This is a genomic window from Gabonia massiliensis (assembly GCF_001403595.1).
In the GTDB taxonomy this organism is placed as follows: domain Bacteria; phylum Bacteroidota; class Bacteroidia; order Bacteroidales; family Coprobacteraceae; genus Coprobacter; species Coprobacter secundus.
Genome location: NZ_LN877938.1, coordinates 254387 through 271546, shown reverse-complemented (window position 1 = coordinate 271546; position 17160 = coordinate 254387). Strand labels below are relative to the sequence as shown.

At 37.0% G+C, this 17160-nt stretch carries 15 protein-coding genes; 10 read left to right on the top strand and 5 right to left on the bottom strand.

What is annotated here, in order from left to right; translation table 11 throughout:
• Window positions 1-1410, top strand: a 1410-nt coding sequence (locus BN2628_RS03300; RefSeq protein ID WP_257606376.1) for a (Fe-S)-binding protein, incomplete at its 5' end; no start/stop codon positions are given.
• A gap of 41 nt (window positions 1411-1451) precedes the next feature.
• Here BN2628_RS03300 and BN2628_RS03295 read toward each other — a convergent pair.
• Window positions 1452-2456 (bottom strand): alpha/beta hydrolase, encoded by a 1005-nt coding sequence (locus tag BN2628_RS03295; protein WP_055096031.1) that lies wholly within the window; start codon window positions 2454-2456, stop codon window positions 1452-1454.
• Between the two features lie 26 nt (window positions 2457-2482).
• On the bottom strand, window positions 2483-2938 hold the full coding sequence (locus tag BN2628_RS03290) for a MarR family winged helix-turn-helix transcriptional regulator (protein ID WP_021929928.1): 456 nt from the start codon (window positions 2936-2938) through the stop codon (window positions 2483-2485).
• A gap of 201 nt (window positions 2939-3139) precedes the next feature.
• Here BN2628_RS03290 and rpsF point away from each other — a divergent pair, with 201 nt between their 5' ends.
• From rpsF to BN2628_RS03245, 7 genes are all read left to right on the top strand, one after another.
• Window positions 3140-3487: a 30S ribosomal protein S6 gene (gene rpsF, locus BN2628_RS03285; RefSeq protein ID WP_021929927.1), complete on the top strand. Its 348-nt coding sequence runs from the start codon at window positions 3140-3142 to the stop codon at window positions 3485-3487.
• A 3-nt stretch (window positions 3488-3490) separates the two neighbouring features.
• Window positions 3491-3763: a 30S ribosomal protein S18 gene (rpsR, locus tag BN2628_RS03280; protein ID WP_021929926.1), complete on the top strand. Its 273-nt coding sequence runs from the start codon at window positions 3491-3493 to the stop codon at window positions 3761-3763.
• Between the two features lie 23 nt (window positions 3764-3786).
• The gene (gene rplI, locus BN2628_RS03275; RefSeq protein WP_055096029.1) at window positions 3787-4230 is read left to right on the top strand and encodes a 50S ribosomal protein L9; all 444 of its coding nucleotides are present in this window, start codon (window positions 3787-3789) and stop codon (window positions 4228-4230) included.
• A gap of 199 nt (window positions 4231-4429) precedes the next feature.
• Window positions 4430-5125 carry a YjjG family noncanonical pyrimidine nucleotidase gene (locus tag BN2628_RS03270; protein ID WP_074023953.1) on the top strand — a complete coding sequence of 232 codons (696 nt, stop codon included), beginning with the start codon at window positions 4430-4432 and terminating at the stop codon, window positions 5123-5125.
• A gap of 255 nt (window positions 5126-5380) precedes the next feature.
• Entirely contained in the window at window positions 5381-5983 is a 603-nt protein-coding gene (locus BN2628_RS03260; protein WP_021929923.1) for a rhomboid family intramembrane serine protease, read from the top strand.
• 584 nt (window positions 5984-6567) lie between these two features.
• Window positions 6568-7407: a helix-turn-helix domain-containing protein gene (locus tag BN2628_RS03250; protein WP_154668407.1), complete on the top strand. Its 840-nt coding sequence runs from the start codon at window positions 6568-6570 to the stop codon at window positions 7405-7407.
• A gap of 347 nt (window positions 7408-7754) precedes the next feature.
• A complete protein-coding gene (locus BN2628_RS03245; protein ID WP_055096023.1) occupies window positions 7755-9464 on the top strand; it encodes a hypothetical protein in 1710 nt (569 codons plus the stop codon).
• Window positions 9465-9730: 266 nt separating this feature from the next.
• Here the strand turns inward: BN2628_RS03245 and BN2628_RS03235 are convergent, their stop codons facing one another.
• The 3 genes from BN2628_RS03235 to tgt form a co-directional block, all read right to left on the bottom strand.
• The gene (locus BN2628_RS03235) at window positions 9731-11005 is read right to left on the bottom strand and encodes a replication-associated recombination protein A (RefSeq protein WP_021929920.1); all 1275 of its coding nucleotides are present in this window, start codon (window positions 11003-11005) and stop codon (window positions 9731-9733) included.
• Between the two features lie 102 nt (window positions 11006-11107).
• Window positions 11108-12178: an LptF/LptG family permease gene (locus tag BN2628_RS03230; RefSeq protein WP_021929919.1), complete on the bottom strand. Its 1071-nt coding sequence runs from the start codon at window positions 12176-12178 to the stop codon at window positions 11108-11110.
• A gap of 15 nt (window positions 12179-12193) precedes the next feature.
• Complete coding sequence (gene tgt, locus BN2628_RS03225; protein ID WP_055096020.1) at window positions 12194-13324, bottom strand: tRNA guanosine(34) transglycosylase Tgt; 1131 nt, start codon at window positions 13322-13324, stop codon at window positions 12194-12196.
• Window positions 13325-13544: 220 nt separating this feature from the next.
• Here tgt and BN2628_RS03220 point away from each other — a divergent pair, with 220 nt between their 5' ends.
• Window positions 13545-14285, top strand: coding sequence for a hypothetical protein (locus BN2628_RS03220; RefSeq protein WP_055096018.1), 741 nt, complete (start codon window positions 13545-13547; stop codon window positions 14283-14285).
• Window positions 14286-14562: 277 nt separating this feature from the next.
• Window positions 14563-17151 (top strand): ATP-dependent chaperone ClpB, encoded by a 2589-nt coding sequence (gene clpB, locus BN2628_RS03215; RefSeq protein ID WP_055096016.1) that lies wholly within the window; start codon window positions 14563-14565, stop codon window positions 17149-17151.
• Window positions 17152-17160 lie beyond the last annotated feature (9 nt).

Sequence of the window (17160 nt, the reverse complement as noted above, 5' to 3'; positions counted from 1 at the left end):
GCCGAACATGGTACAGGGAGAAATATGGCTCCTTTTGTAAAATATGAATGGGGAGAGACGGCTTACCAATATATGCGGGAAATAAAAGAAATTTTCGATTCTGAGTATCGTTTGAATCCCGGCGTTATTTTCAATGATGACCCGAAATGTCACTTGAAAAACTTTAAGCCACTACCTTTGACAAACGGACATATTGACAAATGTATCGAATGTGGGTTTTGTGAAGTCAACTGCCTTTCCTGCGGATTCACTCTTTCCTCTCGCCAGCGCATTGTCATTCGTCGAGAAATATCGCGTCTAAGTCGATTGCCGGGAAAAGAAAAGCAAATGGAATTGCTTGAGAAACAATACAAATATCCCGGGAACCAAACCTGTGCCGGTGATGGGCTCTGCTCCATGTCGTGCCCGATGGGAATCAATGTGGGCGACCTTACACATGACATCCGTCAGAGTCATTTGCCTAAAGGAAGCTTAGGATATAAAGCCGGAGATTTCGCAGCTCGCCATTTATCGGGTATAGAATCTGCATTGCGTCCGGTGCTTTCGGTTGCCAATACCGCATATTCCCTGTTAGGAAGTAAAGCTATGGTCTCCTTAACTCGCGGACTTCGCTATTTATCCGGCTCCAAAATACCTCTATGGACACCGGCTATGCCCAAGGCACGTTATCCACATAAAACAGCTCAGAAAAATAAACCATTAAAAGTCGTCTATTTCCCAAGTTGCATCAATCAGACGATGGGAGTATCGCAACATTCTCCGGAAAGTACGCCACTTATCGATAAAACCATTCATTTGTTACAAAAGGCCGGTTATGAAGTGATTTTCCCGACACACATGGAACGCCTTTGCTGCGGAACTATATGGGAGAGCAAAGGCATGCCGGATATTGCCGACAGGAAATCAGCAGAACTTGAAGCGGCCTTATATGAAGCCAGTAATAAAGGATTGTATCCGGTACTTTGTGACCAAAGCCCATGCCTGTATCGCATGCGTCACACGATAAAGAAAATAAAGTTATATGAACCAGTAGAGTTTATTAATACATTTTTACTTGATAAACTTGTATTCAAAAAAATTGATGAACCGATAGCCATACACATTACTTGTTCTATGAGAAAAATGGGACTCGATAAGCAACTGATAGAACTGGCTGGAAGATGTACTTCTAATGTCTTGGTGCCTGAAGGTGTCGGATGCTGTGGATTTGCCGGAGACAAAGGTTTCACTCAACCGGAACTCAATGCCTACGCTTTGCGAAAATTACGTCCGCAGATAGAAAAAGCAGGAATAAAGACCGGATACAGTAATAGCCGTACTTGTGAAATCGGTTTAGAGACTAACTCTGGCATTCCTTATATTTCGATTATCTATTTGGTAGATAAATGCACTACTCCGGTCGGGCAATAATTGCCCGTGACCGGAGCAATAGTATATTTAATATGTAGAATTTACAACTTATTACTATATAACCATTCGAACATAGTCTCATAAGTTTTCTCCCGGGCACTTTTTTGAGACAAGATAAGGTCATGCAGACCTTCCGGTATCACAACTTCCGTAACGTGGGGCCCCAACCGTTTACCATATTTTTCAATGTCTTTCACATCGAGTACAGCATCTCCTTTCTGATGCTCCGGAGTCCAGTCATCGCCATAGACTGATTGACTCGAAAACATCACCAGAATAGGGCAGGAGATATCCAAGCCTCGATGTACTTTTTTTTGTCCTCGGTGTATCGCCCTTATCCAACCACTGGTTACAGGAGGAGATTGTTTGAATTTTTTACTCGTATCATATATCCATTCTCCATGATGGTCTATAAGAAGACTCTCAGCATAAGCAGTAGATTTACTTTGCTTTATTTTAATATTAGGAGAAAATAAACCTAAAAACGATACAACAGGAATCAAAATCTTTTCTTTTATCCAACTTTGATTCATATCGAGAAACGGACTGTTCAGAATCAACCCTTTCACCGAAAGATTATTCCTGCGTTCATTACAATAAAGTGCAGTGATAAGTCCCCCTGTCGAATGGCCCATTAATATGATTTCTGTATTTCCCTCCGATTTCATGATGCTAAGTGTAGTATCAATATCAGCAAAGTATTCATTGAGATTGTGCACTTGAAAAGCCGTCTGGCTGGCCATTAGCGACCGTCCGTATTTCCGAAGGTCGACAGCATAAAAATTGTAACACGAATCGTTGAAGATTTGGGCCAATTGACTTTGGAAAAAATAATCATTATATCCATGCACATATAGTATAGCTTTATGTGTAGGAACCCTGGCCTCTCGCCGGATAATAGTCGTGATTACTTTCCCGTCATAATCATCGGGCATATTCAATGTTTGCATTTCGAATCGTCCGCCTAAGACATCCATCGAATATTGAGCCTTTACACAAACTACCGACAGGACGAAAAATAAGAATAAGAAAATACTCTGTTTCATTATTGATTTAAAAATAGTGACGAACTTTATTCGTCGAGCGATTTTTTAATATTGTTGAAAACCTTATTCAGTAAATTTTGTGCAGTTTCTACCTCTTCATTCGTAAACCCTTGCAAAGCAGCATTTTTAGTTTCTGTAACGATGGATTGAGTCGCTTCATCCAACTGTCTGCCTTTCTCGGTCAGAGTGATGATATTTATACGTCTATCCTCACGGCTGGCCGACCGTACCACCAACCCCTGTTTCTCTAAATTATCAATAAGACGTGTCATACTGGGTTTATCTTTAAAAGTGGCATTACACAACTCTTGCTGATTGACACCGTCTTTTAACCATAAGTAATAAAGCACAGTCCATTGTTCCGGTGTAATATCTATATTTTCTTTACGAAAACTACGATAAAGCTTTCGATTAATAGCTGCAGATATTTTGCCGCTCAGGACGACAAAAACAGTTTCAATATCCAATGGCGAAAAGTTCATAAGGTAATAATTGTTTAGGCAACAAAGATACGTTTTTTTGTCCTATTAAGAAAGAGCTATCATAAAAAAAATGTTATGGACAATCTGCGAACAAAGAGATAAAGCATAAAATTTGTCGAAATATCTTGCAGGTATATAAATAATTACTACCTTTGCACCGCATTAGAAAAATTTTAAACAAACAAGTTAATTTGAATGAGTATGAATCATTATGAAACCGTTTTCATTTTAACTCCCGTTTTATCTGACGTACAGATGAAGGAAGCGGTAGACAAATTCAAAGAAGTTTTAGTATCGGAAGGTGCTGAAATTATCAATGAAGAAAACTGGGGATTGCGCAAACTGGCTTATCCTATCCAGAAAAAGTCAACTGGTTTTTATCAGTTATTGGAATTTAACGCAGATCCGTCTGTTATCGCTAAATTGGAAATCAATTTCCGTCGGGACGAACGAGTTATCCGTTTCTTGACATTCAAAATGGATAAGTTCGCTGCAGAATACGCTGCAAAAAGAAGAAGTGTTAAATCTAAAGATGTAAAGGAGAACTAAGTCATGGCACAACAAAATCAATCTGAAATCAGATATTTGACTCCTCCCTCAGTGGATATCAAAAAGAAAAAATACTGTCGTTTCAAAAAGAGCGGTATTAAGTATATTGATTACAAAGATCCTGAATTCTTAAAAAAATTCCTGAACGAGCAAGGCAAAATATTACCCCGTCGTATCACAGGTACATCATTGAAGTTCCAACGTCGTGTTGCACAAGCTGTAAAAAGAGCTCGTCATTTGGCGTTACTTCCTTACGTAACAGACATGATGAAATAATTTAAAGAAGGAGGAAAATAATAATGCAAGTAATATTAAAAGAAGATGTCCTAAATCTTGGGTATAAAGATGACGTGGTAACTGTAAAAGACGGATACGGACGTAACTATTTGATTCCTCAAGGTAAAGCCGTTATCGCTACTCCTTCTGCATTGAAGATGTTAGCCGAAAACATGAAGCAACGTGCTCATAAACTTGAGAAAATTAAAAATGATGCTAAAGAACTCGCTGCTAAACTGGAAGGTGTTGCACTGACAATTGGTGCAAAAACCAGTTCCACTGGTAAAATCTTTGGTTCGGTTAACAATATTCAGATTGCTGAAGCTCTTGGAAAACTGGGTTACGAAGTAGATCGCAAAGTTATCTATATCAAGGATTCTGTAAAAGAAGTAGGTGCTTACAAAGCTACTTTGAGACTTCACAAAGAGGTAAGTATAGATATACCTTTCGAAGTAGTTTCTGAATAATTGGGATATTAAAATTATATTCTCAAATATAAAATCCGAATCTCATTTGAGATTCGGATTTTTTGTTCATAAATCTCTTTTTTCGGAAAGATTATCAAAAATAGTTCTTCATAATTTCTTGAGATAAACGCATCTTATCAGATCTATCTTACCTTTCAACGCTCTAATAATATTGGATTTACATCATTGCACAATGCCTATGGTAAAATATAAAAGTATTTTTATAGATTTGGACGATACAATATGGGATTTTCGAGCCAATTCCAAAGTTGCACTTCATGAAGTGTATGATATTTATAATCTTTCCCAATTCTATGATACATTTGAAGAATACTATTTAATATATTCAGAAAAGAACACTGAACTCTGGAATATGTATCACCACGGAAGAATATCAAAAGAAGATTTGATGAACGAACGCTTCAGGTATCCTTTGCAGCGTTTGGGCATACAAGACAATGCTCTGGCAAAAGCTCTTGACAAAGATTATCTTTCTATTCTGTCGACACAGAAAAATGTCGTCCCGGGAACTTGGGAATTACTTGATTACCTGTCGAATAAATATAATCTTGCCATACTTAGTAATGGTTTTGAAGAAGTCCAATATAAGAAAATGCGCTCATCAGGTATAGACCACTACTTTCAAGAAGTAATACTTTCCGATAAAGTGGGAGTAAACAAACCTCACCCTGATATATTTAAATACGCTTTGGACAAAATGGAAACAAAACCCGATAGAGCTTTAATGATTGGAGACAACTACGATGCCGATATTTTAGGAGCTGCAAGATGTGGAATAGCACAGATATATTACAATCCGTTGAAGAAGCAAATTACAGAATCCAAACCGACCCATCAGGTCGAATCATTATTGGAAATTATAAACATCTTATAATCTATGGGCCTGTCTAAATTGTATTTTGAGATTTTTTTATAAAAATATTTTTCTGTTTTCACAAGGTATTTGACAAATGCAAACGAAAAAACAGTACGGAAGAAAACGCAAAGATGACCTGACGAAATTACTTTTATCGGAAAATTTAGACGAGCTCTTAAATAATAAATGTCAGTTTAAATTTTTCTTATCTAAATTTTTAAACTGTTCCAATCAACAAATGTTTATTACAATAAATAAAAACAATATAGAGATATGCTAACATATATCATCATTGGTATTACGGTAATTATATCGTTTTTGTGTTTCAACAATCACAATCTATTCATGAAGCTGGCCTTCATTCCATATCGTACAATCAAGTGCAAAGAATGGTACCGTATCGTTTCTCATGGTTTCGTACACGCTGATATAATGCATCTGGTGGTCAATATGTTTACATTTTGGTCCTTCGGCCTATACATCGAAAAAGCATTTCAATATTTAGGATTTGGCTTAGGTAGTTATATAGCATTGTACTTTGGAGGTATGATAACAGCATCACTTCACGACCTGATAAAACGGCGTAAAGACCCGTCATTTGTATCTATTGGGGCATCCGGAGCTGTATCGGCAGTCCTTTTCTCTTTTATATTTTTCGAACCATGGGGCAAAATCCTGTTATTTGCCATAATTCCCATACCAGGGATTGTTTTTGGTATTTTATACTTGGCATATTGTCAATATATGGAAAAAAAAGCCGGTGATAATATAAACCACAACGCACACTTCTATGGAGCAATTTATGGTTTTATTTTTCCCATTTTATTGCATCCATCTTTAATACACGTATTTTTAAAACAGATTATGAATTTTTAGATTTACGTAAAATCAATCTCCTCCTGTCTTAACTCACTATATTGTTTTTTACACTCATTTACAATACAAACTTTCCTTTTCCAAGTCACATTAATGCCAATATAGTCATTTCCATTAAAAAATCAAATACTCCCTTTAACCATATGTTTTTGGCAATTCTCAATTTCATCTGTAAAAGATTACATGGAAAGCCCCTTTTCCATTTGCATTCAAGCCTGGAAATACAGCCGGTCTCTAAAATGTAAATAGCGTTTTTACTATCAAGTATTTTTAAATACGGCATCAGGTCTATTAGTCAAAATTTAAGATTGACAAGTTCAGATATATTATTAGATATTTTTGCTTTTATATGAATATTCATTAATAATATCCATTTTAAAGAAAATGCTTTACAAATACTCTAATAGACAATATTTATTTGCATCAATACAAATATTTGTTAATTTTTTAGAAATACTATTAGCAATATAAGATAAAAAAAACGAAGTCAATATTAAGGATTCATTAGTCTATTTTTAATATTTTGATTTATGCAACACATATTTTAGTATATTTGTGCTAATAATTAAAAGAGGAGAAAAATGATAAAGATTGATTTCCCTCAAGTCGACATACCTCAGGATTTTATAGTCGGAACTAATATAACCGAAGATGTCCTAAACTTTTATAGGCAATCTTGTCGCTTGAGAGCCGGTATATTTGCTTTATGTCTCGAAGGAAATGTAGAGGTCTCTATAAATCTAACAAATTACAACCTGAAAAAAAACGATTTTATAAGTCTATTACCCGGAAGTATTATCCAATATCGAGAACAGAAAAGTAATGTTCGTCTTAGTTTTATCGGATTTTCGAATAAGTTTGTCAGTAGTGTGAATCTGATAAAAACAACAATGGATTTTTTTCCGGTAATTTCCAACAACCCTGTATTCCCATTGACGGATTCCATTGCCAATTTATTCAGTGATTATTTCTCATTACTTGAACGGGCATCCGCAGAAGCCAATGAAAATCTCGATCCGGAAATAATAAAGAGTATTCTTACAGGCGTTCTTTATGGGGTAGGTAATTTTTACCGGGTGCAAAACATCGAAGGCAGAGCCGAAAACAGAAGCGAAGAAATATGCAAAACTTTGGTACAGCTTATCATGAAACATTATGTTTCAGAAAGACAGATATCGTTTTATGCCAGCCAGTTGAGCATATCTCCCCAACATCTTAGTTCTACCGTGAAAAAAATGACCGGAAAGACAGTTTCCGAAATTATTGCCAGTATTGTAATCATGGATGCTAAAGCACAATTAAAATCGACAAATCAAACAATACAGGAAATTTCGTACTCTCTGAACTTTCCCAATGTTTCATTCTTTGGTAAATATTTTAAGAGACATGTAGGGATGAGTCCTAAAGAATACAGAAATAGCTAAAATATAGAAATATATTTGGTTCTCTTCAGAAAAGACACACACCATTGGCAAACATAAACAAACTATTTCTATCGAAAAAATAATCAAGCTCTTAACTACATAAAATATTTGATTTGTTACTGAAAATAAGATTTAATATAAATATATAATTTAACAGAACATTTCACTTAACGAACAGATTCGATTATCTTTGTATTTAAATAGATAGAATCTATATATAATCAAATTTATTTAGAAATATAACGGAAGTCAAATACAGAGACAAACAGAAATACAATTTTCAAATTGGGCTATGTTAAAGACACATCCTATATTATTCAAACATAATCGATAATTGAACTGGTCTTATGAAACGAATTGGCTGTTACTTATTTATTATTGTATTGTCTATAATAACAAAATCATGTGAAGAATTCCCCGACAATGAATCTGATACAGATTTTAATGTAGAGGAAATAAAATTCTTTTTCGAAGAGAAAATACTATCTGGGAAAATATTAGAAATCCAAGTAAACCAAAAACTTACAGAACCCCAAGTCTTTTTGAACGGAGATGCCGTTAATGTAGAAATAGAAGACAATACACTATCAGACAACGATACTTCGATTTCAGATACAAACGTAAAAAGAGGATATTTCCTAAAAATAAAGATTCCTGAATCCTATAAAGGAGAGTATCATATCAGAGTTTCTGCCGGTGTTGCAGATTATCCCGACTTACAAAGAAATGATTTTGATGCCGGTAAAGTAAAAATATATCAAATGGAAGAATCTAAAGACTTTGAGGTAGGTCGTCCGGCTTATGCCTCTGTTGAAGACGCTATTTTACTGATCGAGACGGCAAGGGGAGAGGACCATTCAAACTTAAACGGTTACCCTGGATACAAAATAACGGAGAAAAATACAGTAGAAAAGATTGAATGTTTGGATTATAAACGAGAAACATTATCAGATGCCGAAATTTACGGATTTAAAACTATCTCTGACAAATACTGTTTTTCGTATATGACTTACGTCTCCAATGTAGACACAATATATCAAGATTATACAGATTTTGTTGCAATTCAACAACCAGTTGAGGTTACTTATCCGGTAATCATTCGATCTGCTGATGGATTATTGATACCTTTACAATCCTATTATGAAAATGAAAATCCTGTTTTCTCGGACCAAATATACGAAGCACAATTCCGTTGTTATGAAGAAAATATATTTTATTTTATGCCCGATAGAGAATACTCCTCCGGTTTTAGCAATAAGCCGATCTATAAAATCGAAATAGACGTTAGTCAGATTCCAACTGACGGTTACGTATTTAAAGAAGAAGACGAATATCTTAGTTTAAGGAGCGGAGTTGAAATAACCGAAGTTTACGATGGCTCTTGCTCTGTATTTAATGGAGAAAGTCGTCATTGGGTGGTAGATGCCGATGGAAGTATTCTTCTGAATGAATCGCAAATGGTGATAAATCATCGGATTATGAATATTTCTCCTTCCAACTATTCAGGAAGCCTGATTGGAACACCCTCTGTATTCAGGACTCCCAATGGCTCTATTCTTGCTATGCGAGGAACATCAAATGGTCCACAAACAGAGTATATTAGTCCATCTCTTAAATGGAATGTACATTATCAATATTTTGAATTAGGTCTCTCTCCTTTTACTGTAGTGACCCTCTCCAATGGCAAATTATATTTTACAGGAACAAATAGATACTATGTACTTGAGAAGAATAATGATATAGATAGTGGTAAAGACTATTCGCCTTCAATCGATAAATTTCATTATTACAACAATCTATACCCATATCAAGAACATTATATATATGCATTTAAAGCAGGAGACCTGTATCGAATCAAGCTTTCCAATCCTTCTGAACAAGAACTAATTTACAGTGGACTGCAAGAGTCTGATATATCTTACTTTGGAGTTCTTAAAGACAGGGTCGTAATTGTTGATATACATATGAAAGTAGTTATTATAACAGACGGAAAAGCCGAATGCGTCGATGCCTCAGATTTAGAAGTATGGGGCAACCCAATGGCAATTGTACGATAACCTCTTATAAAATCGATTCCAACTTTTTCAGAAAAGAAAATAATATTTCACTTCCACAAAAAAGTTCAAGAGCCTGTCGTCTGAATTTTGCACGGGCCGGATTTGAGAGTTTCTTTCAGAGATATTTTTTCTGTTTTTATAAGGAGGAAGCAGGCTATCTGACGAGGAAAAACAAGGAAAAAGACCGAAAGAACACACAAAATGTCCGGATAATTTTTTTATTGGAAAAGGTTAGGCTGGCTCTAAGGGCAGCTGCAAAAGTTTTTCTATTTATTATACCGGTCGCCCCATAAATGTTTTAGATGTTCCTTCAATTTACTTTCTGCAGGATTGGATTGTGCATGCCATATCGATTTACCATTCAACTGGTCAGGAAGAAACTGTTGTTTTACAAAATTATTCTCATAGTCATGAGCATACTTGTAATCCTTGCCATAATCCAATTCTTTCATCAAAGAAGTTGGAGCATTTCTCAAATGAAGGGGTACCGGCAAATTTCCCGTCTGCTCTACTAACTGAAGAGCATCTCCGATGGCCTTATATGCTGAATTACTTTTAGGACTGCTGGCCAGATATATGGTAGCCTCTGCCAGAATGATACGTCCTTCGGGCCATCCTATATTCTGGATAGCATCAAAACAAGCATTAGCAAGTAATAAAGCATTGGGATTGGCCAATCCAATGTCTTCTGCTGCTGATATAACCAACCGGCGGGCGATAAATTTAGGGTCTTCACCTCCGGCTACCATTCGGGCCAACCAGTAAATAGCTCCGTCAGGATCACTTCCCCGTATCGATTTTATAAAAGCCGATATTATGTCATAATGCATTTCTCCACCTTTGTCATAAGCAGCCGGATTTTCTTGCAAACGGTCAGTCACGACAGCATCATTAAATATGATTTTTTTACTATCATCCGAGTTTACAATCAAATCGATAATATTTAATAATTTACGGGCATCACCTCCTGAAAACCGGAATAAAGCATCTGTTTCCTGAATTTCTATATCTTTTTCCTTAAGTACACTATCTTCATGGATAGCTCTATCCAATAATTTTTCCAGATTTTTGGCAGTCAACGACTTGAGAACATATACTTGACAACGAGACAGCAATGGTCGTATGACCTCAAAAGACGGATTCTCTGTCGTAGCTCCGATGAGAGTCACTGTTCCGTTCTCTACGGCACCTAACAAAGAATCCTGTTGAGATTTATTGAACCGGTGTATTTCATCGATAAATAAAATCGGACGTCCTTTCTGAAACATTCGATTATTTCGGCACTTATCCAATACATCCCGCACATCCTTTACTCCTGAGTGTATAGCACTCAAAGTATAAAAGGGTGCATCAAGCTGATTCGATATGATTTTGGCCAATGTAGTTTTCCCCACTCCGGGAGGTCCCCAAAGAATAAAAGACGATACCTGTCCCGCATCTATCATGCGACGCAATACGGCACCTTTGCCCACAAGGTGCTCTTGTCCGATATATTCATCTAATGTCTTGGGCCGTAATCTCTCTGCTAATGGTTGAAGCATTTCACGATTTCTTTTCTAACAAAAATACACAAATTTTATTTGCTTCGAAATTCCTTTTTCGATTAAATAACGATAATCATCCCGATTATTCTTTTTTTCGAATTATTTAGGAGCCTTGAAATATAGGAATACTGCGATTACCGTATATATAATATTGGGAAGCCACATGGCCAATCGGGGCGACATCGCTCCACTGACAGCAAAAGTAGACGATACTGTGGTAAATAATATATAAGAAAAACTCAATAGCAATCCTATACCGATGTTAATCCCCATACCTCCCTTGACTTTCCGGGAAGCCAGCGACATTCCGATAGTAGTCAGTATGAATGAAGCCGCCGTCATCGCAAACCGACGCTCATATTCTATCTCAAAATCTTTTATATTGGCAACACCTCGTTCTTTCTGTTTATCTATATAAGTACGAAGTTCTTTCGTTGTCATAATTTCGCTGTCATATCGGGATATAAGAAAATCCGACGGCTCTATACTGATAATCGAGTCCAATTGATTGCCCGAACGGAGGGTCTCCCGCAAACCATTAAAATCTCTTATCATATAATCCTTTATAACCCAGTGATAAGCCGAGTCATAAGTAACCGATTGTGCAGTCAACCTCGATTTCAACAACTTTCCTTCAAACTTATCCAAGGAAAAACGATATCCGGTTTTCGTACTGTTGTCAAAACGACTCAGATACGCAATAACTCCTGGTTCTACTTGCAGTTGTATATTACTAGCATAGTCGACCCGTTTATTTTTGACATATTTATTTTGGAATTCTATACGTGTTGCATTAGCCGGAGGTATGACAAAACTGTTCAGATAAAACGTAACTCCGGCAATAATAGCCGCAGAAATCATGTAAGGAACCATAAGTCTTTTAAAGCTGATTCCACTCGATAACATAGCTATGATTTCGGAATTATCGGCAAGTTTGGACGTAAAAAATATGACAGCGATGAAGGTGAACAATGGACTGAACAAATTGGCAAAATACGGAATGAAGTTCAGATAGTAATCTATAACAATTGCCTTCATCGGGGCATTCAGAAATTTATCGAGTTTCTCGTTTATATCAAAAACGACAGCAATAGATATAATCAACGCAATAGCGAAGAAATATGTACCGAGAAATTTTTTGATGATATAGAAATCTATCTTTTTCAACATTGCTTTTCGGAGCGATTATAAACGGTGAGTTACTCTTTGTACCATGTCTTTTTTCCAGGACTTAAAAGTTCCTGAAATAATTTGCCGACGAGCTTCTTGGGTAAGCCATACATAAAATGCGAGATTATGTATCGAAGCTATTTGCATGGCCAATATTTCATCACTGATGAAAAGATGACGCAAATAGGCCTTAGAATACTGTCGGTCTACATAAGAAGTACCATCTTCATCTATAGGAGAGAAATCATCGGCCCACTTCTTATTTCGCATATTCATGATACCATTTCGGGTAAATAACATTCCATTACGACCGTTACGGGTAGGCATTACGCAGTCAAACATATCTACTCCCCGTTCTATCCCTTCAAGTATATTAGCAGGAGTCCCGACCCCCATCAAATAACGAGGCTTGTCTTTCGGCAAAATTTCATTGACAACTTCTATCATTTCATACATTTTCTCAGTCGGCTCTCCCACAGCCAATCCCCCGATAGCATTTCCATCAGCCCCTAATTGAGCGACATGCATGGCCGCATCACGGCGTAAGTCTGGATACACGCATCCTTGTACTATTGGGAAAAATGTTTGCCGATATCCATATAGGCCCTCCGTCTCACAAAAATGCTTCCACCCCCGTTCCAACCAACGTTGCGTCAGTGCCAGAGATTTTTTTGCATACTGATAGTCTGCTTGCCCCGGAGTACACTCATCAAGGGCCATCATTATATCCGAACCGATAATACGTTGCGTATCGACAACGTTTTCAGGAGTAAACAAATGTTTCGAACCATCTATATGTGAACGGAAATATGCACCTTCCTCTGTTAACTTGCGGTTGTCTGATAACGAAAATACCTGAAATCCGCCACTGTCAGTAAGTATTGGACGGTCCCAGCCATTGAACTTGTGTAGTCCCCCGGCTTTCTCCAAAATATCAAGTCCTGGACGCAAATATAAATGATAAGTATTTCCCAGTATAATCTGGGCTTTAATGTCATCTTTCAATTCATGCAGATGTACCGCTTTGACCGAGGCAACAGTACCTACAGGCATAAAAATAGGAGTCGTGATAATCCCATGATCTGTCGTAATAGTTCCGGCTCTGGCGTCACTGTTAGCGTCGGTATATTCTAAAGTAAAATCCATTCGTACGTTCAAATTTGTTGCAAATATAGTTCTTTTTCAAAAGAGTTCATGCATCTTTTTGCTCTGATTCTTTAACAGTGCATAATTACTAAGAAATAAATAAACATTTTTACATATATTCCATTCTGTTTTTTATTGTTTTGTTTAGTTAATTTTGATTGCAAAATACGATAATACATTATAAAACAATATCTTTGTTATACGTAAAATACGTAAATAAATGAATAAGCAGGTAATTTATAAATTTATAGTCCCGATATTGATTGCTCTTCCGTTGACAATATCAGCACAAAAAGCAAACAACGATGTGCAATCCATGACATTCGATGGCAAGACGCTGACTATCCCGTTGCCTGGAGCAAAAATAAAAGAAGCCTTGAAAGCAAACGATTTGAAATCACTTTCTATTGATACGTATATACAACCGATTGATTTTAAACAATATATTACCAAACCAAGAATTTTCCCGGCCAATCCGTCTGAAACAATGAAACGTGCCATGCTTCGTCATATGGCTACTACCCCAGATGCAGCAGTTTCCCAGATATTTATGATAGACAGGGCTTACGCTAATGTGGCAAAACAGGTAAACAAATGGCTGAAATCAGCAGGATACGGAACCCCGGTGACTCCGAATGGCCCGATGATACGTGTCGCATCTTTTTCCGGGACCCTTGACCCGGTTGAGTTGATAAGAAATTATAAGCGAGAGAAGCAACAAGAAAAAACATGGGCCGTCATTGCCGAACTAAATCGGTTACCCGAAAAATCACAGACCTCTACATTGCAATCGGGTTTCTTAAAAAATGAAACAGAATTAGACGCAGATAAAGTGTTACAGGCATTTGTATCGGTTCAGATACAAGATTCCCTAGGTATAACCTTACGTAAAGATACAGTGTTTCTTGTAAAAAAAGACTCATTGCACACAGATACCCTAAAGATTGAACAAATCAAATAATATCATTGTTTTCTTTTCAGACAATTACTGTTTTAGAAAATTGAAAAAAAGACAAAATGACAGTATAAGAAATTGATTCTATATGAGACCTTTATATATAATAAAGAACATTCTCTATTCTTTTCAATACGTCAATTTGTCATATTAAGTCATTCATTTACAGACGTTTTGTCTTATTTACACATTGGCATTTTCTTTGGTATTTTTAAAACAGAACAATAAAAAATACTGTATGGAAACATGCAAGGTATAATAAAGAGAAAGGAGTAAACAAGATATGAATTTTAACAATTTTACAATTAAATCACAGGAAGCGGTACAGAAAGCAGTACAGATTACCTCTGCTCATAACCAGCAGTCCATAGAGCCTGTGCATTTACTGAAAGGAGTACTTGATGTAGGTGAAACCGTCGTCAACTATATCTTTCAAAAATTAGGGGTCAACACCGGTATATTAAATAATGCGATAAACCGGGAAATTGAGATGCTGCCAAAGGTAAGTGGCGGTGAACCTTACTTAAGTAGAGAATCAAACGACGTTTTGCAAAAGGCAGTTGACTATTCTTCCAAGATGGGCGACCAGTTTGTAGCATTGGAATCAATTCTGATGGCTTTGCTACAAGTAAAAAGTTCAGCTTCTACTTTCATGAAAGATGCAGGAATTGCAGAAAAAGAATTGGGAGCGGCTATCGATGAATTACGAAAAGGCAAGAAAGTAAACGATGCCTCGGCAGAAGATACCTATAATGCATTAAGTAAATATGCGATAAACCTGAACGAAAGAGCCCGTTCGGGAAAACTTGACCCTGTTATCGGTCGTGACGATGAAATACGTAGGGTATTACAGATTCTGAGTCGTCGAACCAAGAACAATCCTATTCTGATAGGAGAACCTGGTACAGGTAAAACAGCTATTGCCGAAGGACTGGCACATCGTATTGTCCGCGGAGATGTACCGGAAAATTTGAAGAGTAAGCAAATCTATTCTTTGGATATGGGTGCATTGGTAGCCGGAGCAAAATATAAAGGAGAATTCGAAGAGCGGCTGAAAGCCGTTGTCAATGAAGTGACACAAGCTGAAGGTGAAATAATATTATTTATTGATGAGATACATACACTCGTAGGAGCCGGTAAAGGTGAGGGTGCTATGGATGCAGCTAACATCTTGAAACCTGCTTTAGCCAGAGGAGAATTACGTTCTATAGGAGCAACGACTTTGGACGAGTACCAAAAATATTTTGAAAAAGACAAGGCCCTCGAACGTCGTTTTCAGATTGTCATGGTAGACGAACCGGACGAATTAAGTACAATCTCAATTTTGCGTGGTCTGAAAGAACGATATGAAAACCATCATAAAGTACGTATCAAAGATGATGCTATTATTGCAGCCGTACAATTATCGGAAAGATACATAACTGACCGGTTCTTACCCGATAAGGCTATAGACCTGATGGATGAGGCTGCTGCCAAATTAAGGCTCGAAGTCGATTCTGTACCGGAAGATTTGGATGAGATAAGCCGTCGTATCAAGCAACTCGAAATCGAACGTGAAGCAATTAAGAGAGAAAATGATACTGCAAAGTTGAAACAACTCGAAGAAGAAATTGCCAATCTAAGAGAAGAAGAGAAGAAATATAAAGCACAATGGCAGGCTGAGAAAGAATTGCTCAATAAAATACAGCAAAATAAAATCGATATAGAAAATCTTAAGTTCGAAGCCGACAGAGCTGAACGAGAAGGAGATTATGGCAAAGTAGCAGAGATACGCTATGCCAAGATTACAGCCAAAGAAAACGAGATAAAATCGATACAAGAACAACTCCATAAGCAACAAGGCGGTGCAGCAATGATAAAGGAAGAGGTCGATGCCGAAGATATCGCCGATGTCGTTTCTCGTTGGACAGGTATTCCCGTCAATAAGATGATGCAGAGTGAGAAAGAAAAACTCCTGCACTTGGAAGAAGAACTCCACAAAAGAGTAGTAGGGCAGGACGAAGCCATTCAAGCTGTCTCTGATGCTGTACGTCGTAGCCGTGCAGGACTTAGCGATCCTCGTAAACCTATCGGCTCATTTATCTTTTTGGGGACCACAGGTGTCGGTAAAACCGAATTGGCAAAAGCACTGGCCGAATACTTGTTCGACGATGAAAATATGATGACTCGTATCGATATGAGTGAATATCAAGACAAATTTAGTGTAACTCGTCTTATAGGTTCGCCTCCCGGATACGTTGGATATGAAGAAGGAGGGCAACTGACCGAAGCCATCAGGCGTAAACCATATTCGGTAGTGTTATTCGATGAAATAGAGAAAGCTCATCCCGATATTTTCAACATATTATTGCAAGTTTTGGATGACGGGCGTCTTACCGATAATAAAGGAAGATTAGTTAACTTCAAGAATACGATTATCATCATGACCTCTAATATGGGCTCTGCTTTGATTCGCGAGAATTTCGAAAAAATGACTCCGGAAAATCGGGAAGAAATTACAGAGAAAACGAAAATTGAAGTTCTCGATTTATTAAAGCAAACCATACGTCCCGAATTTCTAAATCGTATTGACGAAACGATTATGTTTACACCGTTAAATGAAAAAGAAATCCAGGAGATAGTCATGTTACAGATAAAATCGGTACAGAAATTATTGAAAAACAATGGCGTGGAATTAGATATAACACCGGCAGGGCTTGAGTTTATTTCAAAAGAAGGTTATGACCCTCAATTCGGAGCTCGTCCTGTAAAAAGGGTAATTCACCGCTACATTTTGAACCAGTTGTCGAAAGACCTGTTGGCTCAAAAGGTAAACAAGAGTAAACCGATTATTATCGATTCTGATGGTAATGGCTTGATATTCAAAAATTGATGCTAAACA

Coding starts and splice junctions, on each gene's coding strand:
- BN2628_RS03295 (WP_055096031.1), bottom strand. CDS start 2,456: ATGAAACAGAGTATTTTCTTATTCTTATTTTTCGTCCTGTCGGTAGTT.
- BN2628_RS03290 (WP_021929928.1), bottom strand. CDS start 2,938: ATGAACTTTTCGCCATTGGATATTGAAACTGTTTTTGTCGTCCTGAGC.
- rpsF (WP_021929927.1), top strand. CDS start 3,140: ATGAATCATTATGAAACCGTTTTCATTTTAACTCCCGTTTTATCTGAC.
- rpsR (WP_021929926.1), top strand. CDS start 3,491: ATGGCACAACAAAATCAATCTGAAATCAGATATTTGACTCCTCCCTCA.
- rplI (WP_055096029.1), top strand. CDS start 3,787: ATGCAAGTAATATTAAAAGAAGATGTCCTAAATCTTGGGTATAAAGAT.
- BN2628_RS03270 (WP_074023953.1), top strand. CDS start 4,430: ATGGTAAAATATAAAAGTATTTTTATAGATTTGGACGATACAATATGG.
- BN2628_RS03260 (WP_021929923.1), top strand. CDS start 5,381: ATGCTAACATATATCATCATTGGTATTACGGTAATTATATCGTTTTTG.
- BN2628_RS03245 (WP_055096023.1), top strand. CDS start 7,755: ATGAAACGAATTGGCTGTTACTTATTTATTATTGTATTGTCTATAATA.
- BN2628_RS03235 (WP_021929920.1), bottom strand. CDS start 11,005: ATGCTTCAACCATTAGCAGAGAGATTACGGCCCAAGACATTAGATGAA.
- BN2628_RS03230 (WP_021929919.1), bottom strand. CDS start 12,178: ATGTTGAAAAAGATAGATTTCTATATCATCAAAAAATTTCTCGGTACA.
- tgt (WP_055096020.1), bottom strand. CDS start 13,324: ATGGATTTTACTTTAGAATATACCGACGCTAACAGTGACGCCAGAGCC.
- BN2628_RS03220 (WP_055096018.1), top strand. CDS start 13,545: ATGAATAAGCAGGTAATTTATAAATTTATAGTCCCGATATTGATTGCT.
- clpB (WP_055096016.1), top strand. CDS start 14,563: ATGAATTTTAACAATTTTACAATTAAATCACAGGAAGCGGTACAGAAA.